We start from the raw sequence: 21,893 nt of genomic DNA, 5'->3' as shown, positions 1-21,893 counted from the left end.
AGGGCTTCAGAGTTCGGCCGCCATTTTACCGGGCGTGCCAGGCTGGCCTGGGCGGCGGGCTGTCACGCGGCGGTCACTGTCACATGGCCATGCCATATTCGCGCGATGACCGAGATCGAACTCAAGCTGCAGGTGCCGGCCTCGGCGCTGGCCGCCGTGGAGCGCGCGGTGGCCACGCCGGCCGCGGTGCGCACGCGGCTGCAGGCGGTCTATTTCGACACCCCGGACCGCCGCTTGGCGGCGGCCGGCATCGCGCTGCGGCTGCGCAAGGAAGGCCGGCGCTGGGTGCAGACGCTGAAGGCCGGGCCGGCACACGGCATGGCGCGCGGCGAGCACAACGTGCCGCTGGTCGTGCCCGCCGGCCAGGTGCCGCAGGAGGCCGATCCGGCACGCCATGCCGGCACGCCGCCGCATGCGGCGTTGAGCGCCGCGCTCGCGCCGCGCGACGGCGAGGCGCAGGCCCCGGCGCTCGTCGCGCAGTACCGCACCGACATCCGCCGTCTGCACCGGCCGCTGCGCAGCCGCCACGGCACGGTGGAGCTGGCGCTCGATCGCGGCGAGATCGTGGCCCGCGGTGCCGACGGCGATGAGCGCCGCTGGCCGGTGTGCGAGCTGGAGGTGGAGCTGCTGCGCGGTGCGCCGCAGGCGGTGGTGGAGGTGGCGCGCCGCCTCGCGCTGCGCCACGGCCTGTGGCTGGACGTGCGGACCAAGGCCGAACGCGGTGATCGCCTGGCGCGCGGGTTGTCGCCGGGCGAGCCGGTGCCGGCCGTCAAGGCCGAGCCGCCGCGGTTGCGCAAGGACATGCCGGCCCGCGACGCCTGGGATGCCGTGCTGCGCAACGTGCTGGCGCAGGCCACGCCCAACTGGAGTGAAATCGCCGCTGGCAGCCGCGCGGCCGAGCCTGTGCACCAGCTCCGGGTGGCGCTGCGGCGGCTGCGCTCGGCGCAGCGCTGTTTCGAGGGCTGGCCAGGCGTGCCGGCGGTGCCGGCCTGGGCCGACGCGGCGGCGGCGCTGTTCCGCGAGCTCGGTCGCGCGCGCGACGCCGAGGTGCTGCGTGGCGGGCTGCAGCGCGAAGTCGACGCCGCGCTGGCCGCCCTGGGCGAGGCGCCGCTGGCGCTGCCGGCCGCCGCCGACCCGCCGCGCTGGACCGATGCCGAGCGCACCTGCCACGGCGCGGTGTGGTTCGATCTGCTGGCCGAGCTGGCGCGGCCGGCCGCCCCGGTCACTCCGCCAGCCGACGAAGCAGTCTCTCCCGCGCTGCCGGCGTTGGCGGCGCAGCGCCTGCAGGCCTGGCACGCGCAGGCGCTGCGCGACGCGAAGCGCTTCGACACCCTGAGCGACGAGGCGCGCCACCGCCTGCGCAAGCGCCTGAAGCGGCTGCGCTACACCATCGAGTTCACCGCCGGCCTGTTTCAGCGCCGCGCCGTCGAACGCTACCTCGATGCCCTGCGCGAGGCGCAGGAGCACCTGGGCGAGTTCAACGACGTGTGCGTGGCGCTGGCGGCCTACCGGCCGCTGGTGGCGCAGCAGCCGCAGGCCTGGTTCGCTCTCGGCTGGCTCGCAGCGCGGCGCGAGGCGACGCTGGCCGCCTGCAGCCGGTCGCTGAAGCGCCTGCGCAAGGCGCGGCCGTTCTGGCCCGACTGAGCGGGGTTCACGCGGCCGTCGGCGCGACCGACCGCGCCAGCGCTTCGGCCAGCGTGGGCGCGATGCGCTCCTCACCGATCAGCGCCGAGAAGCCGCTGCGCTGCAGCAGCGAGCGCGGCTGCTCGTTCAGCTCGCACAGCTGCAGCCCCACGCCCTGGCGCTGCAGCGTGCGGTAGAGCTGGGTGAGGGCGTCGACACCGCTGGCGTCGATCGAGATCAGCCGTTGTGCCTCGAGCACCAGCACCCGTGTGCCGGCCGGCAGGCGCGCCGGCACCGCCTCGAGCTTGGCCACCGCGCCGAAGAACAGTGCACCGTAGAGCCGCTCGACCACCACGCCCGGCGGCGTCTCGGCCGGGGCCGGTTCGATGCGGAACAGCGTGCTCATGCGGTAGATGAAGAACGCGCAGGCCATCACCAGGCCCACCTGCACCGCCACCGACAGGTCGAAGACCACCGTCAGCAGGAAGGTGCCGACCAGGATGATGCGGTAGGGCAGGCTGAAGTGCCGCAGCCGTGCGAACTCGTGCCACTCGCCCATGTTCCAGGCCACGAACAGCAGGATGCCGGCCAGCGCCGCCAGCGGCACGTGCTCGGCCAGCGGCGCCGCCACCAGCACCACCACGAGCAGCGTGACCGCATGCACGATGCCGGCGACCGGACTGGTCGCGCCGGCCCGCACATTGGTGACCGTGCGCGCGATCGTGCCGGTGGTCGGGATGCCACCGAAGAACGGCGTCACCACGTTGGCGATGCCCTGCGCCATCAGCTCCTGGTTCGGGTCGTGCTTCGGCACGGTGCCCACGTTGTCGGCCACGCGCGCGCACAGCAGCGACTCCACCGCGCCCAGCATCGCGATCGTCAGCGTCGGGATGAACAGCTCCTTCGCGCTGCGCCAGCTGAGCTCGGGCCACACGAAGGCCGGCAGCGCCTGCGGGATGCCGCCGAAGCGCGAGCCGATGGTCTCGACCGGCAGGTGCAGCAGTGCGGTGGCCGTGGTGGCCAGCACCAGCACCACCATCGGCGCGGGCATGCGCGACGCGCTGCGCAGCGTGGTGTGCTCGACCACGGTGTGGTGCTTCTGCAGCCGCGGCCAGGCGAACAGCAGCGCGAGCGACAGCAGGCCGATCGCGAAGGCCATCGGGTTGAAGCTGTCGGCGTGCTCGAGCAGCACGCCGATCTGCGTGAAGAAGTCAGCCGGCAGCTTGGGCGTGACGAGGCCGAACAGGTCCTTGAGCTGCGACAGCGCCACCAGCACCGCGATGCCGTTGGTGAAGCCGATCACGATGGTGATCGGCACGTAGCGCACCAGGCCGCCAAGCCGGAACAGCCCGAGCGCGAACAGCATCGCGCCGGCCAGCACCGTGGCGATCAGCAGGTTGGCCAGGCCGTAGCGCTCGACGATGCCGTAGACGATGACGATGAAGGCGCCTGCCGGCCCGGCGATCTGCACACTGGAGCCCCCGAGCGCCGACACCAGGAAGCCGCCGATGATCGCGGTGAACAGGCCCTGCTCGGGCTTGACGCCGCTGGCGATCGCGAAGGCCATCGCCAGCGGCAGGGCGATCACGCCGACCGTCAGGCCGGCGCCGGCGTCGGCGGCGAAGCGGCCGCGGTCGTAGGTCTTCAGCGCATCGAGCAGGCGCGGGCGGAAGCGGTGCAGTTGCATGGGGCGGGTCCTCGGGCGTCAGGGGCGGGCGGCAGCGCGGCGGAAGGCCGGGCTGCCGGAGGACCGCAGTGGTGAAGGCGGGCGATGTGGCGGCGGCGGCGCGACGGCCCCCAGGTCCGCGTCTCGGCGCGGGGCAGGGGGCGGGCGTCGCGCGGGTCGCTCATCGAGGGTCGCGCGCGGCAGCGGGCGTCATCGCACCCGCAGGCCCGGCACGGCGCCGGGCGTCGGCTCGAGCAGGTAGAGCCCGGGGTGGGCCTTCTCGTCGCCGTGCGACGCGGCCAGCACCATGCCCTCGCTGAGACCGAACTTCATCTTGCGCGGCGCCAGGTTGGCGACCACCACCGTGAACTTGCCGATCACGTCGGCCGGCTTGAACGCCGACTGGATGCCGCTGAAGACGGTGCGGTGGCGGCCTTCGCCGATGTCGAGCGTGAGGCGCAACAGCTTCGTGCTGCCCTCGACGAGCGCGGCATCGACGATCTGCGCAAGCCGCAGGTCGATCTTGGTGAAGTCGTCGATCGTGATCGTCGGCGCCAGCGCCTCGCCGCCGGGCGGTGCGCCGCCGCCGTTGGCTCCCTCTCCCGGCACGGGAGAGGGCTGGGGTGAGGGCTCCGCCGGCGGCTCGAACAGCGCGTCGAGCAGCTTCGGGTCGACGCGCTGCATCAGGTGCTTGTATTCGCCGATCGCGTGCGCGCCCAGCAGGCGGCCGGCATCGGCGAAGCGCATTGGCTCGACGTTCAAAAACCCTTCGACCTGCGCTGCCAGCGCCGGCAACACCGGCTTCAGGTAGATCGTCAGCAGGCGGAAGGCCTCGATGCAGGTGCTGCAGACCTGCTGAAGGCGTGCGTCCTGGCCAGCCTGCTTGGCGAGTTCCCAGGGCTTGTGGGCGTCGACGTACTCGTTCACGCGATCGGCCAGCGCCATGGTCTCGCGCAGGGCCTTCGCGTACTCGCGCTCCTCGTACAGCCGCGCGATGTCGTCGCGCGCGGCCTGCAGGCCTTCGAGCAACGTGCGGCCCTCGACCGGCAGCTCGGCGGTCAGCCGGCCGTCGAAGCGCTTGGACAGGAAGCCCGCCGCGCGGCTGGCGATGTTGATGTACTTGCCCACCAGGTCGCTGTTGACCCGCGCGACGAAGTCGTCCGGGTTGAAGTCCACGTCCTCGACGCGGCCGTTCAGCTTGGCCGCGATGTAGTAGCGCAGCCACTCGGCGTTCATGCCGATCTCGAGGTAGCGCAGCGGCGAGATGCCGGTGCCGCGGCTCTTGCTCATCTTCTCGCCGCTCACGGTGATGAAGCCGTGCACGAACACGTGGTCAGGCGTGCGCCGGCCGCTGAAATGCAGCATCGCCGGCCAGAACAGCGTGTGGAAGTAGGTGATGTCCTTGCCGATGAAGTGCACCTGCTCGGTCTTCGGGTCGGCCATGAAGGCCTCGAAGTCCAGGCCCTGCTTGTCGAAGTAGTTCTTCAGCGAGGCCAGGTAGCCGATCGGGGCGTCGAGCCAGACGTAGAAGTACTTGCCCGGCGCGTCGGGGATCTCGATGCCGAAGTAGGGCGCGTCGCGCGAGATGTCCCAGTCGGCCAGGCCGCCGTGGCCCTGCTCGTCGGTGGCGAACCACTCCTTGATCTTGTTCAGCACCTCGGGCTGCAGTCGCGGCTGGCCGCTGATCGGCGCGCTGCCGTGGGTCCAGTCCTTCAGGAAGTCGAGGCAGCGCGGCGAGCTGAGCTGGAAGAAGTGGTGCTCGCTGGTCTTCATGACCGGCGTCGCGCCGGTCAGCGTGGAGTAGGGGTTCTTCAGCTCGGTGGGCGCGTAGACCGCACCGCAGACCTCGCAGGAGTCGCCGTACTGGTCCTTCGCGCCGCACTTCGGGCACTCGCCCTTGATGTAGCGGTCGGGCAGGAACATGGCCTTCACCGGATCGAAGAACTGCTCGATCTCGCGCGTGAAGATCAGGCCGTTCTTGCGCAGCGCCCGGTAGGTGTCCTGCGCGAGCTGGTGGTTCTCGGGGCCGTCGGTCGAGTGCCAGTTGTCGAAGGCGATGTGGAAGCCGTCGAGGTAGGGCTTGCGGCCGGCGGCGATGTCGGCCACGAACTGCTGCGGCGTCTTGCCGGCCTTCTCGGCGGCGATCATGATCGGCGCGCCGTGCGCGTCGTCGGCGCCGACGAAGTGCACCACGTGGCCCTGCATGCGCTGGAAGCGCACCCAGATGTCGGCCTGGATGTACTCCATGATGTGGCCGATGTGGAAATGCCCGTTGGCATAGGGCAGGGCGGTGGTGACGAACAGCTGGCGCGGCATGGGAACGGGGCCGGCGGGGGCCGGCAGGGACAATGGCCGAAGAAAAAGATTGTAGGTCTGGCCCCCGATAATCCGACCCTTGCCCGGCTGCCGCCGGCCTGTCTCTCCGGCTTCCGCTCCGCATGAACCCGCTCCTGCCGCCTCACCGCACGCTCCGTCCCACCGCCCTGCGGTTCGCCGTCGGGAGCGCCTGAATGCCACGCGGCCTGTACGTGGCGTGGCGCCTGCCGCTGGTGTTCTGCGGACTGCTGGTGCTGCTGGTCGGCCTGCTGCTGATCGGCTGGCGCGACTACGCGGCGCTGCTGCAGTCGCAGGAGCTGCGCCTGCGCAGCGAACAGGCGATCGCGGTGCTGGCCGAACTCGACCGCCTCGCGGCGCCGCCCACCGAGATGGCGCTGTGCGTGGCCGTCGGGGCGCCGGTGGCCTCGGCCCCCGAAGGCCGCCCGGACGGCAACCCCTGGAGCGAACCGCTGGCGCGCCTGCGCGGCCTGGTGGCGGACAACCCCTCGCAGGTCGGTCGCGTCGAGTCGCTGACGATGGCGCTGCGTGAATGGCAGCAGCTCTACACGCTGCCGCTGCAGCAGGCCTGCACGGCCGGGCAGCGGCTGGGTTCGGCCTATGTGCAGTCGCTGTTCCGCGTGGCCGCGCCCACCCGGACCCGCATCGCTGCCGAACTCGCCGGCCTGCGGCGCACCGAGGCGGGCCTGCAGGCTGAGCGTGCGGCCGGCGGGCAGGCCGCGCGGGAAGCGACCGACAAGCTGATCGTGCTGGTGGCGGTGGTGGCCGCGCTGCTGGGTGTGGTGGCGCTGCTCGCGGTGCGCGGCTTCGCGGCCCAGCTCGCGGCCGCAGGCCGGCGCATGGAGCGCGAGGCCAGCGAGCGCGGGCACGCCCAGGAACGCATGCTCGATGCCCAGCGCCGCCTGCGCATGGTGCTCGAGCACATCAGCGAAGCCGCAATCGCCTACGACGAGTCCGGGCGCGTGCAATGGATCAACCCGGCCGGCGAAGTGATGTTCGGGCGCTCGCGCCAGGGCATCGGCGGACAGCCGATCTCGCTGCTGATCCCGTCGCTGGCCGAAGACCTGGACTGGCCGGTCACGCAGCCCGAGGCCGAACTCGACGGGCTCACGCCGTCGCCGTGGACCGTGCGCCGCGACACCGTGGCGGGCCAGCGCGCCGGCAGCGGGGGGGTCGAGGTGCCGATGGAGATCGCCTTGGTGCAGACGCACGTGGACGGCGAGCGCATCGGCATCTGCCTGTGCCGCGATCTCAGCGAGACCGAACGTGCGGTGCGCATGACGCACGCCTTCGCCGCGATGCTGGGCGACGCGCTGCGGCAGCCGCTGGCGCAGGTGCGCGATGCGCTGGCGCTGCTGCCGATGCTGCCGCCGGGTGCGCTCGAGGCCCCGCTGCGCCAGCAGCTCACGCTGGCCTGGGGCCACAGCGAGCGCACCCTGGGACTGGTCGACGACCTGCTGGAGCTCGAACGCCTGCGGGCCGGGCCGCGCCACGCCCGCGTCGTGCCCACCGACCTGGCGTCGGAACTGCGCGCCGCGGTCCGCGCCGCCCAGGTGCGGGCGCGCCGCCAGCAGGTGCGCCTGCTGCTGGAGCCGCCGGACGGCCCGCTGCCGGTGCAGGCCGACACGCGCGACCTGGGGCGGCTGCTGTCGCGCCTGCTGACGCTGGCGACCGACGCCTCGCCGGCCGGCGGCGAGGTGCGGGTGGCGGCCTCGCGGCACGGCGACGCGGTGCGGGTGGAACTGCTCGACGACGGCCCGGCGCTGCCCGAGGGTTATGCCGAGCGGGCCTTCGACCCCTTTGCACCGCCCGAGCCGACCCAGGGCCGGCCCGGCATCGGCCTGAGCCTGGCGATCTGCCGCGAACAGGCGATGCAGCTCGATGGCCACGTCGGGCTCGCGCCGGCACCGTCCGGGCCGGGCGCGCTGTTCTGGATTTCCCTGCCCCTGCGGCCGACGGGGCCCTGAAGTCGCGCACCGGTTCGCGGGGCAGGGCTCGGCTAGACTCGGCCGCGCCTTTGCACACCACTTCATAGACCCATGACCTCGCTCCTGAACGACGCCGCCGTGCTCGCCGCGCTGAAAGCCGTCGTCGATCCGAACACCGGCCGCGACTTCGTCTCGACCCGGCAGCTCAAGAACCTGAAGCTGGAGGGCGGCGACGTCGCGTTCGACGTCGAACTCGGCTATCCCGCCAAGAGCCAGATCGCGGCGCTGCGCAAGGCGCTGATCGCCGCCGCGCGCGGCGTGCCCGGCGTCGAGAACGTTAGTGCGAATCTCGGCGTGAAGATCGTCTCGCACGCGGTGCAGCGCGGCGTGCAGTTGCTGCCTGGCGTGAAGAACATCGTCGCGGTGGCCTCGGGCAAGGGCGGCGTGGGCAAGAGCACCACCGCCGTCAACCTGGCGCTGGCGCTGGCCGCCGAGGGCGCCAGCGTGGGCGTGCTCGACGCCGACATCTACGGCCCCAGCCAGCCGATGATGCTCGGCATCGAGGGCCGCCCCGAGAGCGCCGACGGCAAGAGCATGGAGCCGCTCGAGAACTTCGGCGTGCAGGTCATGTCGATCGGTTTCCTGGTCGACGCCGACAGCCCGATGATCTGGCGCGGCCCGATGGCCACCCAGGCGCTGGAGCAGATGCTGCGCCAGACGAACTGGCGCGAGCTCGACTACCTGATCGTCGACATGCCGCCCGGCACCGGCGACATCCAGCTCACGCTGTCGCAGAAGGTGCCGCTGACCGGCGCCGTGATCGTCACCACGCCGCAGGACATCGCGCTGCTCGACGCCCGCAAGGGCCTGAAGATGTTCGAGAAGGTCGGTGTGCCCATCCTCGGCGTGGTCGAGAACATGGCGGTGCACGTGTGCTCGAACTGCGGCCACACCGAGCACATCTTCGGCGCCGACGGCGGCCAGAAGATGAGCACCGAGTACGGCGTCGACTACCTCGGCGGCCTGCCGCTCAGCATGGCGATCCGCGAGCAGGCCGATGCCGGCCGGCCCACGGTGGTGAGCGACCCGGACGGCGACATCGCCGGCATCTACAAGAGCGTGGCCCGCAAGATCGCGATCAAGATCGCCGAGAAGGCCAAGGACTACTCGTCCAAGTTCCCGACGATCAGCATCTCCAAGACCACCTGAGCGGAGGCAGCACGCGGATGGACGGAAGCGATCGCCCGGCAGCGCGACCCTCCGTGACCGTGGCGGTGGTGATCGAGCGCGAGGCCAGCCCCAACCGCTGGGAAGACTGGCGCTTCCGGCTCGTCGAGGTGCTGCGCGACGACGAGGGCGCGTTCGGCACCACGCCCCGCCTGCTGCGCGACGACGGCCGCCTGGCACGCTGGCTGCACCCCGGTTTCACCGTCGAGCTGTTCGCCGACGAATGCGAGGGCTACTACCTCAACCTCAGCTCGGGCGCGCCGGTGTGGTTCGTGAGTTGGCGCATCGCCGACGACGACCCCTCGCGCGCCTGGCCCGAGACCGTGAGCCTGTCGTACAACGAGGCCGGCCGATGGCTCGACGCGCAGGAGCGCGTCGACAACCTGCCGCTGCCGCCCGACGTGACCGCCTGGCTGCAGGCCTGGAACGACGCGCACTACCGGCCCGAACCCAAGCGCCGCAAGCGTCCGGCCTCCTTCCTGCCGCCGGAGCAGCGATGAGCGACGCTGCCGACGGCTTTCTGTCGCGCTGGTCGCGCCGCAAGGCCGCGGTGAAGGGCGGCCGGCAGCCGCCGGACGAGCCGCTGCCGGCCGCTCCCGCCGCGCTCGTCGAGGCGCCGGCCGTCGTGCCGACCTTGCCCGCCGATCCGGCGGCCGATGCGCCCGCCGAACCGCTGCCGACGCTCGACGACGTGGCGGCGCTGCGGCCCGGCGACGAGGTGTCGCGCTTCGTCGCGCGCGGCGTCGACGAGGACGTCAAGCGCGCGGCGGTGAAGAAGCTGTTCACCGACCCGCACTACAACGTGATGGACGGGCTCGACATCTACATCGACGACTACAGCCAGCCCGACCCGATCCCCATGGCCATGCTGCGCCAGCTGAACCAGGCCAAGTTCATGGGCCTGTTCGCCGCCGAGGAAGCGGCCGAAGCGCAGGCCGGGGCCGAAGCCCAAGCCCGTGCTGCAGCGCAAGCGCCCGCCACGCCCGTCCACCCTGCCGACGCGGTGCCTGTCGCGGAGGCGTCCCCGTCCACCTTTCCCCCTGCCGAGGACGCAGGCGCGAAGGCTCCCGCCGTCGCCGCTGTGCCCCACGCCTCCGATGAAGACCCTGATCTGCAACTGCAACCAGACGATGCCGCTGGACGGCCCGGCGCTGCAACGCGCGCTGGGACCGGCGGCCTCTGACGGCCTCGACGTCGTCCACACGCTGCTGTGCCGCCGCGAGGCCGGCGCGTTCCAGCGCGCCGCGAAATCGGGCGAGGACCTGGTGGTCGCCTGCACCCAGGAGCAGCGGCTGTTCCTCGAGCTCAACGCCGAGACCGAGGGCGCACCCGGCGTGCAGGAGCGGCCGATCCGCTTCGTCAACCTGCGCGAGACCGGCGGCTGGTCGAAGGACGTGCGTGCACGGCCGTCGACGCTCACGCCCAAGCTCGCCGCGCTGCTGGCAGCGGCTCAGTTGCCCGATCCGGAACCGGTCGCCACCGTCGGCTACCGCTCGGCCGGGCGCTGCCTGATCGTCGGCCCGGCCGACGCGGCGCAGCGCGCCGCACTGCTGCTGCAGGACGCACTCGACGTGTCGCTGCTGCTCACGGCGCCCGGCGGCAGGCTGCCGCAGGCGCGCAGCCTGCCGGTCGCCGCGGGCCGGGTGACGGCGCTGACCGGCTGGCTCGGCGCCTTCGAGGCGACCTGGACCTCGACCAATCCCATCGACCTGGACCTGTGCACGCGCTGCAATGCCTGTGTCGAGGCCTGCCCCGAGTCGGCGATCGACTTCAGCTACCAGGTCGACCTGGCGAAGTGCAGCGCCCACCGCGACTGCGTGAAGGTCTGCGATGCCGCCGGCGCCATCGACTTCCAGCGTGTGCCGGGCGAGACCACCGAGCGCTTTGACCTCGTGCTCGATCTCGGCGTCGAGCCGCTGATCGGCCTGCACCAGCCGCCCCAGGGCTACTTCCACGCGGCCGACGAGGCCCGGCTCGTGTCCGCGGCGCTGCGCCTGCGCGGGCTGGTGGGCGAGTTCGAGAAGCCCAAGTTCTTCCAGTACAAGCACAAGCTCTGCGCCCACAGCCGCAATGAACGCGAAGGCTGCACCGCCTGCATCGACGTGTGCTCCGCACAGGCCATCGGCAGCCGGCGCAGCGAGGACGGGCCGGACAAGGGTGGCATCGCCGTCAACCCCAGCCTGTGCGTGGGCTGCGGCGCCTGCACCACCGTCTGCCCCAGCGGCGCGCTGACCTATGCCACGCCCACGCCGGCGCACCAGGGCCAGCGGCTGCGCACGCTGCTCTCCGCCTACCGCCAGGCCGGCGGGCCCAAGCTCGTGGGTGACGCGGCGCTGCTGCTGCACAGCCAGGGTGCCGGCGTGCAGCTGGTCGACGCGCTCGGTCGCGCGGCGCGCACCGATCCCGCGGTCCGCGGCGTGCCGGCCCGCGTGATCCCGGTCGATGTGTTCCACACCGCCTCGGTCGGGCTCGACCTCTGGCTCGCGGCCATCGCCCAGGGCGCCGCGCAGGTCTGGGTGCTGATGACCGACGAGGAGGCGCCCGACTACCGCGCGGCGGTGGCGGCCCAGATGGCCGTGGGCCAGGCGCTGCTCGACGGACTGGGCTACCGCGGCCGCCACCTGCGGCTGATCGAGGCGCGCGACGTCGCCTCGCTCGACGCGGCGCTGCAGGTCGAGCCGGCGCAGACCGTCGCGCAGCCGGCCGGCTTTGCGGTGCAGGCCGACAAGCGCGCCACGCTCGACCTCGCGCTCGACCACCTGCTGGCCCAGGCGCCGGCGCGGCCGGTGCCCGAGGCGATCGCGCTGCCGGCCGCGTCGCCGTTCGGCAGCCTGCAGATCGACACCGGCAAGTGCACGATGTGCCTGAGCTGCGTGGGCGCCTGCCCCGAGAGCGCGCTGGGCGACAACCCCGAGCGCCCGCAACTGCGCTTCACCGAGAAGAACTGCGTGCAGTGCGGGCTGTGCGTCGTCACCTGCCCGGAGGACGCGCTGGCGCTCGCGCCGCGCCTGTGGCTGGCCGACAGCGGCAAGGCGCGCAAGCAGCCGCGCGTGCTGCACGAGATGCAGCCCTGGGCCTGCGTGAAGTGCGGCAAGCCCTTCGGCACGCAGAAGGCGATCGAGGGCATGCTGACGAAGCTGGCGGGCCACTCGATGTTCCAGGGCGCGGCGCTCGAGCGCCTGAAGATGTGCGGCGACTGCCGCGTGATCGACCTGCACACCAACCCGAACGAAGTGAAGATCACCGACCTCTGAGCCGCGTGAGCGACAGGACTGCCTCCCGATGAAACCGCAACCGATCCAGTTCGCCACGCCGGCCGACGACCGCGAGGAACTCGCGCGGGCCGAGATCTACGGCCTGCTCGCGCAGCTGTTCGTCGCGCCGCCCGATGCCGCCTTCCACGCGCAGCTGCGCGTGGCGCCGACCGAGGCGCCCACGCCCGGCGGTTTTCTCGAGCCGGCCTGGGGCGAGGTGGTGGCGGCCGCGCGGCGCGTGCCGCCGGACGCGGTGGCCGCCGAGTACGACGCGCTGTTCCTCGGTGTCGGGCGGGCCGAGATCTTTCTCTACGGCTCCTTCCACCTGGCCGGCGCGCTGAACGACCGGCCGCTGGTCGAGCTGCGCGCGGACCTGCGCAGCCTGGGGCTGGAGCGCGCCGACGGCGTGAGCGAGACCGAGGATCACATCGCCAGCGTGTGCGAGGTGATGCGCTTCCTGATCGCCGGCGACGACCCCGAGATCTGCAACCTGGAACAGCAGCGGCGCTTCTTCCGCATCCACCTGCAGACCTGGGCCGAGGCGCTGTGCGCCGCGATCGAGGCGCACCCGCGCGCCGATTTCTACCGTGCCGTGGCCGGCTTCCTGCGCGCCTTCGTCGAAGTCGAGACGCAGGGCTTCGACCTGATCGAATAGCGCCTCAGGCCGGCGGCGCTGCTTCCGGCGGCTCGCTGTAGAGCCGCACGCTGAACACCGCGCCGCGCGTGCCGTCGTCCCGGTTGCGCGCGGTCAGCGTGCCGCCGTAGCGCTCGATCAGGCTGCGGCTGATCCACAGGCCCAGGCCGGTGCCGTCGGTCTTGGTCGTCACGAAGGGCTGGAACAGACGTGACTCGAGCTCCGGCCCCAGCCCCGGGCCGCTGTCGGCCACGTCGATCTGCACGCCCTGCACACGGCCGTCGGCGGCGTGCCAGTCGCGGGTGCGCAGTGCCAGCGTGCCGCTGTCGGGCATCGCGTGCAGCGCGTTGATCAGCAGGTTGAGCAGCACTTGCTGCAGCTCCTGGCGGTTGATGGCGGCGCTGGCCGTCGCCCGGTCGTCGCGCTGCACGGCGATGCGGGTGCGCGCGAGCTGCGGCCCGACGAGCAGCAGCGCGTCGTCGAGCGCACGCGACGGGTGCACGCTGTCCACGTAGCCGGCGTATTCGTTCGGGCGCGCGAACTGCAGCAGCTGCGTGACGATGAGCCGCATGCGCTCGATCTGCTCGTCCACCAGCCGCAGCTCGGCGTCGACCTTGGCGGCGGTCTGTGGCCCGAGCAGCTCGCGGAGCAGGTCGAGGTTGCCCTGGATCACCGCGATCGGGTTGTTGACCTCGTGCGCGATGCTGGCGGTGAGCTGGCCCACGGTGGCCAGCTTCTCCGAGCGCAGCAGCTGCGCCTGCGCCTGCTCCAGGTCGCGCGTGCGATCGACCACCTTGCGGTCGAGCTGGTCGCCCCAGCGCTGCAGCGCGCGCGTCTTGTCGTCGATCACGTCGAGCAGGTGGTCCAGGTGGGCGGCGAGCCGGCCGATCTCGTCGGGGTGGTGGCCGGCCGCGCCGACGCGTGCGTCGAGCCCGCCGGCCTCGACCAGCTGCATCGTGCACGCCATCTGCTCCAGCGGCTTGAAGATGCTGCGCGCCCAGCGCAGCGACACCACGGTGGCGCCGATCATCACGGCGAAGAAGATCAGGCCGATGCTCAGCAGCACGGCGTACTTCAGCCAGGTGAAGGGCCGCTCCAGGTAGCCGACGTAGAGCATGCCGACGCGCCGGCCGGCGCCGTCGGCCAGCGGCAGGTAGCCCGAAACGTACCAGTCGTTGACGACGAAGGCGCGGTCCAGCCAGGGCTGGCCGCCACCGAGCACGGTGTCGCGCACCGCCTGCGACACGCGGGTGCCGATCGCGCGGTTCTTCGGGTCGTCGCCGAACAGCCGCACGTTGGTGCTGATGCGCACATCGTCGAGGAACAGCGTGGCGGTGCCGCGGCTGCCGAACGGCAGCGCGCCTTCGGGGTAGACGATCTCGTTGATGTGGTCGATGAAGGGCAGGTTGCGCTTCAGCAGCACGCCGGCCTGCACATGGCCGCGCAGCGTGCCGCGTTCGTCGCGCACCGGCGCAGTGGCCAGCACCACCATCGCGCGGTCTTCCTGCGTGCGGTCGGTGGGCGCGGCATTGCGCGTGGTCACCAGCGGCACCGCGACGCGGTCCTGCAGCGTCGGCGCCAGCCGCGCCAGTTCGTCGGGCTGCAGCACCTCGACGCTGGCATGCGGACGGACGCCGTCGGCGGCCGTCGTCGCCGCACCGAACGCGGGCGAGCGCCGGTCGGTGGCCGGCGCCGCGCCGGAATCGGTGACCAGCAGCGTGCCGTCGGGGGCACGCAGGTTGATGAAGTCCAGCCCTTCACGGGCCTTGAAGGCCTGCAGCAGCGCCACCCAGGCGGCCGGATCGGCCGGCGCCGCCGTGCGCTCGCCGAGGGCACGGTGCAGCGCCTGCGAGTCGGCCACCGCGGCGGCGCTGCTGCCCACCTCGCCGAGCACGCGCTCGAAGTAGCCCTGGGCGACCGCCAGGTCGCTGCGCACCTTGGTGATCAGCAGGCGGTCCAGCGCCACGTTGCCCCAGACCAGCAACAGCAGGCCCAGCAGCGGCAGCACCACCACCAGCGGCAGCAGCACCATCGCCAGCAGCTTGCTGCGGATCGGCAGCCGCTGGAAGCGCGCGTAGAACCTCATCTCAGCCGCAACGGGGGAATCAAGCACCCATCCACTCGGCGCAGCGCCGCTCGAGGGTGCGGCGCGAGATGCCCAGCAACTCGGCTGCGCGCGTCTTGTCGCCCTGCACCGACTCCAGCACCGCGAGGATGTGCTGCTTCTCCAGCGTCTGCAGGTCGGTCGGGCCGGCGCCCGCGCCGCCGCGCGGCGCGCTGCCGCCGGGGTAGAGCGCCGACACGTTGAGCGCGCCCAGGATCATCGAGCGCTCCACCAGGTTGCGCAGCTCGCGCACGTTGCCCGGCCAGTCGTACTGCTGCAGGTAGGCCATCTCGGCCGGGCTGACGGCGATCGGCTCGACACCGAGATGGGGCGCCAGCGTGGCGGTGAAATGCGCCACCAGCTCGGCAATGTCGTCCTTGTGTTCGCGCAGCGGCGGCAGGCCGATCTCGACCACCTGCAGGCGGTAGTACAGGTCCTTGCGGAAGCGCCCGGCGGCCACCTCGTCGGCCAGCCGCCGGTTGGTGGCGGCGACGATGCGCACGTCGACCGGGATCTGCTGCTCGCTGCCGACCGGGCGGATGCGGTGGTCCTCCAGCACGCGCAGCAGCGCGGCCTGCTGGGCCAGCGGCAATTCGGCGATCTCGTCGAGGAACAGCGTGCCGCCCTGGGCGTAATAGAACAGCCCGTCGCGGCCGTGGGTGGCGCCGGTGAAGGCGCCCTGGGCATGTCCGAACAGCTCGCTCTCGATGCGCTCGGGCGCCAGGCTCGCGCAGTTCACGGGCACGAAGGGCTCGGCCGCGCGCGGGCTGTGGCGGTGCAGCGCGATCGCCGCCAGCTCCTTGCCGGTGCCCGACTCGCCCGACAGCAGCACGGTGCTGGCCACCGGCGCGGCGCGCTGCAGCGCGCGCCGCAGGTCCTGCATCGCCGGCGAGCTGCCCACCAGGCCGTCGAAGCCCTCGCCGCGCTGCGAGATCATGTGCTTGAGCACCCAGTTCTCGCGCTTGAGCAGCGTGCGGTCGAGGCCGTGCTTCACCGCGTTGAGGATCTGCGTCACGCGGAAGGGCTTGAGGATCAGGTCGGAGGCGCCGGCGCGCAGCGCCTCGATCGCGGTGTCGAGGTCGGCATAGGCGGTGATCAGCACCACCTCGCCGCTGTAGCCCTGCTCGCGCAGTTCGCGCAGCCAGGCCAGGCCGCTCTTGCCGGGCAGCGAGATGTCGAGGACCACCAGGTCGAAGCGGTGCCGGCGCACCAGCGCGTCAGCCTCCTCGGCGCTGGCGGCGCTCTGCACGTTGCCGCAACGCGGTGCCAGGGTCTTCTCGAGGAAGTTGCGCATGCCCTGCTCGTCGTCGACCAGCAGCACCGAGGCGCGTGGCCAGGCGTCGAGTCCGGGGGCGGGAACGGGCAAGGCAGTGCTGGCGGACATCGGGCGGTGGGACAGGGCGGACAGGGGAACGGCTGCGACTGTGGCATATCCGCCGGGGCCTGATGTCGCCGGTGCCGCAGGCCGGCGACGGCGGTGCGCGGCACCGTGTGCCGTGGCGATGCGTGGGCAGTGCCCGAGCCAGTCCCTGGGACTTTCCCGCATCCCGCGACCCGGCGCACTGCGACAGCTTGTCGTGCATCCGGCGGTCAATCTGTCGATGTCCACGGGCGGGCCGCGACAGGCTGGCGCAGGTTCCGAACTGCTGCGCTGCAGCGTCCTTGCCAGGGCGGCGGCTGCGGGGTTTCCCTCTGCGCAGTCACGCGCAGCGTGCAAAAGCCAGGGCTAACATAGGAACGGAATTGCCGAAGTCGGCGATCAGCTCGATGCCAAGGCACGCGCGCCCCACCGGGCGCAGAGACCCAGGAGTCAGCCATGAACGATCCGAAATCCAAGCTCTCGCGCCGCCACGTCGTGGCCGGCGCCGGCACCGTGGGAGCGCTGGCCGCCGCGGCGGCGGTGCTGCCGGGCGCTCGCGAGGCCGAGCCCGTGTCCGCCACGGCAGGCGCCCGGCCCGAGGCCGGCGAAGCCGCCGGCTACCGCCTCACGGCGCACGTGCAGCGCTACTACCAAACCACCAAAGTCTGAGTGCCGGAGGTCCCATGTTGCTCACGCGCAAGTCGCCTGATGCGGGCTCCGGCTCGCCTGCATCGTCGCTGGTCTCGAGCCTCTCGCGCGGCCTCTCGCGCGCCATCCCGACGATGGACCGTCGGTCCTTCCTGCGCCGCTCCGGCCTGGGCGTGGGGGCCGGCCTCGCCGCCGGGCAGCTGACGCTGGTGCGCAAGGCGCAGGCCTCGGAGGCGTCCAAGGCCGAGGCGGGCCCGGGCAAGGTGGAGGTCCGGCGCACGGTGTGCGGTCACTGCTCGGTCGGCTGCGCGGTCGACGCGGTGGTGCACAACGGCGTGTGGGTGCGTCAGGAGCCGGTGTTCGATTCGCCGATCAACCTGGGCGCGCACTGCGCCAAGGGCGCGGCGCTGCGCGAGCACGGTCGCGGCGAGTACCGCCTGCGCTACCCGATGAAGCTGGTGAACGGCAAGTACGAGCGCATCAGCTGGGACACCGCGCTCGACGAGATCAGCGCGCGCATGCTCGAGCTGCGCAAGCAGAGCGGCCCGGACTCGGTGTTCGTGGTCGGGTCGAGCAAGCACAACAACGAGCAGGCCTACCTGCTGCGCAAGTGGATGAGCCTGTGGGGCAGCAACAACTGCGATCACCAGGCGCGCATCTGCCACAGCACCACGGTCGCGGGCGTCGCGAACACCTGGGGCTACGGCGCGATGACCAACTCCTACAACGACATGCAGAACGCCAGGATGGCGCTCTACATCGGCTCCAACGCCGCCGAGGCGCACCCGGTGTCGATGCTGCACATGCTGCATGCCAAGGAGACCGGCTGCAAGATGATCGTCGTGGACCCGCGCTTCACGCGCACCGCGGCGCGCGCCGACGAGCACGTGCGCATCCGCTCGGGCTCGGACATCGCCTTCCTGTTCGGCGTGCTGCACCACGTCTTCAAGAACGGCTGGGAAGACAAGCAGTACATCAACGACCGTGTCTACGGCATGGACAAGGTGCGCGAGGACGTGCTCGCGAACTGGACGCCCGACAAGGTGCACGAGGCCTGCGGCGTCGACGAGGCCACCGTGTTCCGCGTGGCCAAGACCATGGCCGAGAACCGCCCCGGCACCATCGTCTGGTGCATGGGCCAGACCCAGCACACCATCGGCAACGCGATGGTGCGTGCCTCGTGCATCCTGCAGCTCGCGCTCGGCAACATCGGCAAGAGCGGTGGCGGTGCCAACATCTTCCGCGGCCACGACAACGTGCAGGGCGCCACCGACGTGGGCCCGAACCCCGATTCGCTGCCCGGCTACTACGGCCTGGCCGAAGGTTCGTTCAAGCACTTCGCCAAGACCTGGGGCGTGGACTTCGAGTGGATCAAGAAGCAGTACGCGCCGGGCATGATGACGAAGCCCGGCATGACGGTGTCGCGCTGGGTCGACGGCGTGCTCGAGAAGAACGAGCTGATCGACCAGGACAGCAACCTGCGCGGCCTGTTCTTCTGGGGCCATGCGCCGAACTCGCAGACGCGCGGCCTCGAGATGAAGAAGGCGATGGACAAGCTCGACCTGCTGGTCGTCGTCGATCCCTTCCCGTCGGCCACCGCGGCGATGGCGGCGATGCCCGGCAAGCCCGAGGACCAGAACCCCAACCGCGCGGTCTATCTGCTGCCGGCGACGACGCAGTTCGAGACCAGCGGCTCGTGCACCGCGTCGAACCGCTCGATCCAGTGGCGCGAGCAGGTCATCGAGCCGCTGTGGGAGAGCCGCAACGACCACATGATCATGTACCAGCTCGCACAGAAGCTGGGCTTCGACAAGGAGCTGACGAAGAACTACAAGCTGGTCGCCGGCAAGGGCGGCATGATGGAGCCCGAGCCCGAATCGATCCTGCGCGAGATCAACAAGAGCGTCTGGACCATCGGCTACACCGGCCAGAGCCCCGAGCGCCTGAAGGCGCACATGCGCAACATGCACGTCTTCGACGTGAAGACGCTGCGCGCCAAGGGCGGCAGCGACAAGGAGACCGGGTACTCCCTCGACGGCGACTACTTCGGCCTGCCGTGGCCGTGCTACGGCACGCCGGAAATGAAGCACCCGGGCTCGCCCAACCTCTACGACACCTCGAAGCACGTGATGGACGGCGGCGGCAACTTCCGCGCCAACTTCGGCGTCGAGAAGGACGGTGTGAACCTGCTGGCCGAGGACGGCTCGTTCTCCAAGGGCGCGGACCTCACCACCGGCTATCCGGAGTTCGACCACGTGCTGCTGAAGAAGCTCGGCTGGTGGGACGAACTGAGCGAGCCCGAGAAGGCCGCGGCCGAGGGCAAGAACTGGAAGACCGATTCGTCGGGCGGGATCATCCGCGTGGCGATGAAGAACCACGGCTGCCATCCGTTCGGCAACGCGAAGGCGCGGGCCGTGGTGTGGAACTTCCCCGATGCGATCCCGAAGCACCGCGAGCCGCTGTACTCGACGCGTCCGGATCTGGTGGCCAAGTACCCGACGCACGACGACAAGAAGGCCTTCTGGCGCCTGCCCACCTTGTTCAAGACCGTGCAGGACAAGAACAAGGACATCGGCAAGGAATTCCCGCTGATCATGAGCAGCGGGCGGCTGGTGGAGTACGAGGGCGGCGGCGAGGAAACCCGCTCCAACCCCTACCTGGCCGAGCTGCAGCAGGAGATGTTCGTCGAGATCAACCCGGCCACCGCCAACGATCGCGGCATCCGCAACGGCGAGACGGTGTGGGTGCGCACGCCGACCGGTGCGCGCCTCACGGTCAAGGCGCTGGTCACCGAGCGCGTGGACCGCGAGACGGTGTGGCTGCCCTTCCACTTCTCGGGCCGCTGGCAGGGCGTCGATCTCGCGCCCTACTACCCGCAGGGGGCGATGCCGGTCATCCGCGGCGAGGCGATCAACACCGCCACCACCTACGGCTACGACAGCGTCACGATGATGCAGGAGACCAAGACCACGGTCTGCCAGGTCGAGCGGGCGACTGCCTGAATTGGAGAGTTGACATGGCAAGAATGAAATTCATCTGCGACGCCGAGCGCTGCATCGAATGCAACGGCTGCGTCACCGCCTGCAAGGCCGAGCACGAAGTGCCCTGGGGCGTGAACCGCCGCCGCGTGGTGACGCTCAACGACGGCGTGCCGGGCGAGCGCAGCATCTCGGTGGCCTGCATGCACTGCTCCGACGCGCCCTGCATGGCGGTGTGCCCGGTCGACTGCTTCTACCGCACCGACGAGGGCGTGGTGCTGCACGACAAGGACATCTGCATCGGCTGCGGCTACTGCAGCTACGCCTGCCCGTTCGGCGCGCCGCAGTTCCCGACCAACGGCACGTTCGGGCTGCGCGGCAAGATGGACAAGTGCACCTTCTGCGCCGGCGGCCCGGAGGCCAACGGCTCCGAGGCCGAGTTCGAGAAGTACGGCCACAACCGCCTCGCCGAGGGCAAGCTGCCGGCCTGCGCCGAGATGTGCTCGACCAAGGCCCTGCTTGGCGGAGATGGCGACGTGGTCGCCGACATCTTCCGCACCCGCGTGCTGACGCGTGGCAAGGGCTCCGAGGTGTGGGGCTGGGGCACGGCCTACGGCAAGCCGACCGGTGGCGCCGCGCAGCCGGCCGCGGCCGAAGGCGGCAAGTCATGAGGCGGTCCCTGCCGCGCGGTCTGGCCCTCCTCGGTGGGGTGCTCCTGGCCGCCGGGCTGGCGGCGTGCGCCGACAAGCCGCAGACGGCGTCCGGCCCGTCCAAGAAGGGCGACAGCAAGCCCTGGGACGGCAGCACCGAAGCCGGCTACACGGTGCCGGACTGGAAGCAGGGCGACCGCGCCAGCTGGGAACAGCAGCTGCGCGCCCGCAACCAGCAGCAGAACGAGTACACGCGCTCGCGCTGATGGCGCGCGTCGAACACCGGCCGCAGCGTTGACACGGGGATGCCGATGACACATACGATGCTTCGATGGTGGGCTGCCGGCTGCCTGGCGCTGCTCGGCAGCGTGGCGGCGGCGCAGGGCTCCCCGGTCGCCGACCCGGCCGTGTCGCCTGCTGCACAGGCCGCACCGACCGTCCCGGCCGCCAGCGCGGCGGCCCTGGCGCTGCCCGACGCGAACGAGACCAACGCCCAGCGCGCCAAGACCCAGCCCTACAACAATGCGCCGTTCTGGCGTGCAGTGCGCGAGTCGGGGCAGCAATCGGGCATCAGCAACCTGCCGGGTGCCGAGAAGGGTGTGCTGATCCAACAGTTCGTGCAGTACCCGGGTTCGCGCTTCACGACGGCGGGCGAGGCCTGGCGCGAGGTGCGCAATCGCTGGATCATTCCCTACGGCGGCGCGCTGCTGCTGATCGTGGTGGTGGCGATCGGCCTGTTCTTCCTGGCCAAGGGCCCGATCGGCGTGCACGCGCCGGACACGGGCCGCAAGATCGAGCGCTTCACCTACTTCGAGCGTGCCGCGCACTGGAGCAATGCGGTGGCCTTCGTGGCGCTGGCGGTATCGGGCGTGGTGATGGCGTTCGGCAAGTTCTTCCTGCTGCCGGTGATCGGCGGCACGCTGTTCGGCTGGCTGGCCTATGCGCTGAAGAACCTGCACAACTTCGCCGGGCCGATGTTCGCGGTTTCGCTGGTGATCGTGTTCTTCACCTTCGTGCGCGACAACCTGCCACGCAAGGAAGACCTGCAGTGGCTGGCCAAGGGCGGCGGCCTGTTCAACGGCGCCCACGTGCCCTCGCACCGCTTCAACGCAGGCGAGAAGCTCATCTTCTGGGGCGGCGTGTTCGCGCTGGGCATCGTGGTGGTGGGCTCGGGCCTGGTGCTCGACAAGCTCATCCCCGGCCTCGCCTACACGCGCGGCGACATGCAGATCGCCCACATGATCCACGCCGTGGCCACGGTGCTGATGATGGCGATGTTCCTCGGCCACATCTACCTCGGCACCATCGGCATGAAGGGCGCCTACCGCGCGATGCGCGACGGCCAGGTCGACGCCGCCTGGGCACGCGAACACCACGAACTCTGGTACGACGACATCCAGGCCGGGAAGATCCCCGCGCAGCGCACGCCGTCGCCGACACCACCGGCGGCCGGCACGCAGGGCGCGGCCGTGCAGTCCTGAACGGGA

General features: G+C 71.2%; 16 protein-coding genes. 12 read left to right on the top strand and 4 right to left on the bottom strand.

Annotated elements, in window-relative coordinates; all coding sequences use genetic code 11:
* The first annotated feature begins 105 nt into the window (after positions 1-105).
* Positions 106-1,644, top strand: a complete 1,539-nt coding sequence (locus tag C1M51_RS02380; protein WP_129448055.1) for a CYTH and CHAD domain-containing protein — start codon at positions 106-108, stop codon at positions 1,642-1,644.
* Positions 1,645-1,651: 7 nt separating this feature from the next.
* Here the strand turns inward: C1M51_RS02380 and C1M51_RS02375 are convergent, their stop codons facing one another.
* Together C1M51_RS02375 and metG are read right to left on the bottom strand one after the other, a co-directional pair.
* A complete protein-coding gene (locus tag C1M51_RS02375; protein ID WP_129448054.1) occupies positions 1,652-3,310 on the bottom strand; it encodes a SulP family inorganic anion transporter in 1,659 nt (552 codons plus the stop codon).
* A 189-nt stretch (positions 3,311-3,499) separates the two neighbouring features.
* Entirely contained in the window at positions 3,500-5,605 is a 2,106-nt protein-coding gene (metG, locus tag C1M51_RS02370; protein ID WP_129448053.1) for a methionine--tRNA ligase, read from the bottom strand.
* A gap of 194 nt (positions 5,606-5,799) precedes the next feature.
* Here metG and C1M51_RS02365 point away from each other — a divergent pair, with 194 nt between their 5' ends.
* The 6 genes from C1M51_RS02365 to C1M51_RS02340 all read left to right on the top strand — a co-directional run bounded on the left by C1M51_RS02365 (position 5,800) and on the right by C1M51_RS02340 (position 12,687).
* Positions 5,800-7,590 (top strand): PAS domain-containing sensor histidine kinase, encoded by a 1,791-nt coding sequence (locus C1M51_RS02365; RefSeq protein WP_129448052.1) that lies wholly within the window; start codon positions 5,800-5,802, stop codon positions 7,588-7,590.
* 72 nt (positions 7,591-7,662) lie between these two features.
* The gene (gene apbC, locus C1M51_RS02360) at positions 7,663-8,760 is read left to right on the top strand and encodes an iron-sulfur cluster carrier protein ApbC (protein WP_036236502.1); all 1,098 of its coding nucleotides are present in this window, start codon (positions 7,663-7,665) and stop codon (positions 8,758-8,760) included.
* A 17-nt stretch (positions 8,761-8,777) separates the two neighbouring features.
* Entirely contained in the window at positions 8,778-9,278 is a 501-nt protein-coding gene (locus C1M51_RS02355; protein WP_129448051.1) for a DUF3305 domain-containing protein, read from the top strand.
* Entirely contained in the window at positions 9,275-9,961 is a 687-nt protein-coding gene (locus tag C1M51_RS02350) for a DUF3306 domain-containing protein (RefSeq protein WP_129448050.1), read from the top strand. Before C1M51_RS02355 ends, C1M51_RS02350 begins: the two co-directional genes overlap by 4 nt.
* A complete protein-coding gene (locus C1M51_RS02345) occupies positions 9,876-12,032 on the top strand; it encodes a 4Fe-4S dicluster domain-containing protein (RefSeq protein ID WP_242499949.1) in 2,157 nt (718 codons plus the stop codon). The genes C1M51_RS02350 and C1M51_RS02345 overlap by 86 nt, the downstream gene beginning before the upstream one ends.
* Before the next feature lie 28 nt (positions 12,033-12,060).
* Entirely contained in the window at positions 12,061-12,687 is a 627-nt protein-coding gene (locus tag C1M51_RS02340; RefSeq protein ID WP_129448049.1) for a molecular chaperone, read from the top strand.
* A gap of 4 nt (positions 12,688-12,691) precedes the next feature.
* On the opposite strand, the gene C1M51_RS02335 is transcribed toward C1M51_RS02340, so the two are convergent.
* Both C1M51_RS02335 and C1M51_RS02330 read right to left on the bottom strand, forming a co-directional pair.
* Entirely contained in the window at positions 12,692-14,752 is a 2,061-nt protein-coding gene (locus C1M51_RS02335) for a cache domain-containing protein (protein WP_129448048.1), read from the bottom strand.
* Positions 14,753-14,771: 19 nt separating this feature from the next.
* The gene (locus C1M51_RS02330; protein WP_129448047.1) at positions 14,772-16,154 is read right to left on the bottom strand and encodes a sigma-54 dependent transcriptional regulator; all 1,383 of its coding nucleotides are present in this window, start codon (positions 16,152-16,154) and stop codon (positions 14,772-14,774) included.
* A gap of 432 nt (positions 16,155-16,586) precedes the next feature.
* Here C1M51_RS02330 and C1M51_RS02325 point away from each other — a divergent pair, with 432 nt between their 5' ends.
* Genes C1M51_RS02325 through C1M51_RS02305 form a run of 5 tightly spaced genes read left to right on the top strand, consistent with a single transcriptional unit; the run spans position 16,587 to position 21,887 of the window.
* Positions 16,587-16,799 (top strand): formate dehydrogenase, encoded by a 213-nt coding sequence (locus tag C1M51_RS02325; RefSeq protein WP_129448046.1) that lies wholly within the window; start codon positions 16,587-16,589, stop codon positions 16,797-16,799.
* A gap of 14 nt (positions 16,800-16,813) precedes the next feature.
* Positions 16,814-19,780, top strand: coding sequence for a formate dehydrogenase subunit alpha (locus tag C1M51_RS02320; RefSeq protein ID WP_129448045.1), 2,967 nt, complete (start codon positions 16,814-16,816; stop codon positions 19,778-19,780).
* Between the two features lie 14 nt (positions 19,781-19,794).
* Positions 19,795-20,427, top strand: coding sequence for a formate dehydrogenase FDH3 subunit beta (gene fdh3B / locus C1M51_RS02315; RefSeq protein ID WP_011828769.1), 633 nt, complete (start codon positions 19,795-19,797; stop codon positions 20,425-20,427).
* Positions 20,424-20,672, top strand: coding sequence for a hypothetical protein (locus C1M51_RS02310; RefSeq protein ID WP_129448044.1), 249 nt, complete (start codon positions 20,424-20,426; stop codon positions 20,670-20,672). The genes fdh3B and C1M51_RS02310 overlap by 4 nt, the downstream gene beginning before the upstream one ends.
* A 45-nt stretch (positions 20,673-20,717) precedes the next feature.
* A complete protein-coding gene (locus tag C1M51_RS02305) occupies positions 20,718-21,887 on the top strand; it encodes a formate dehydrogenase subunit gamma (protein ID WP_129448043.1) in 1,170 nt (389 codons plus the stop codon).
* Positions 21,888-21,893 lie beyond the last annotated feature (6 nt).

Source organism: Methylibium sp. Pch-M, assembly GCF_004136295.1.
GTDB classification, from domain to species: domain Bacteria; phylum Pseudomonadota; class Gammaproteobacteria; order Burkholderiales; family Burkholderiaceae_C; genus Methylibium; species Methylibium petroleiphilum.
This window is presented reverse-complemented; position numbering and strand designations above follow the sequence as displayed.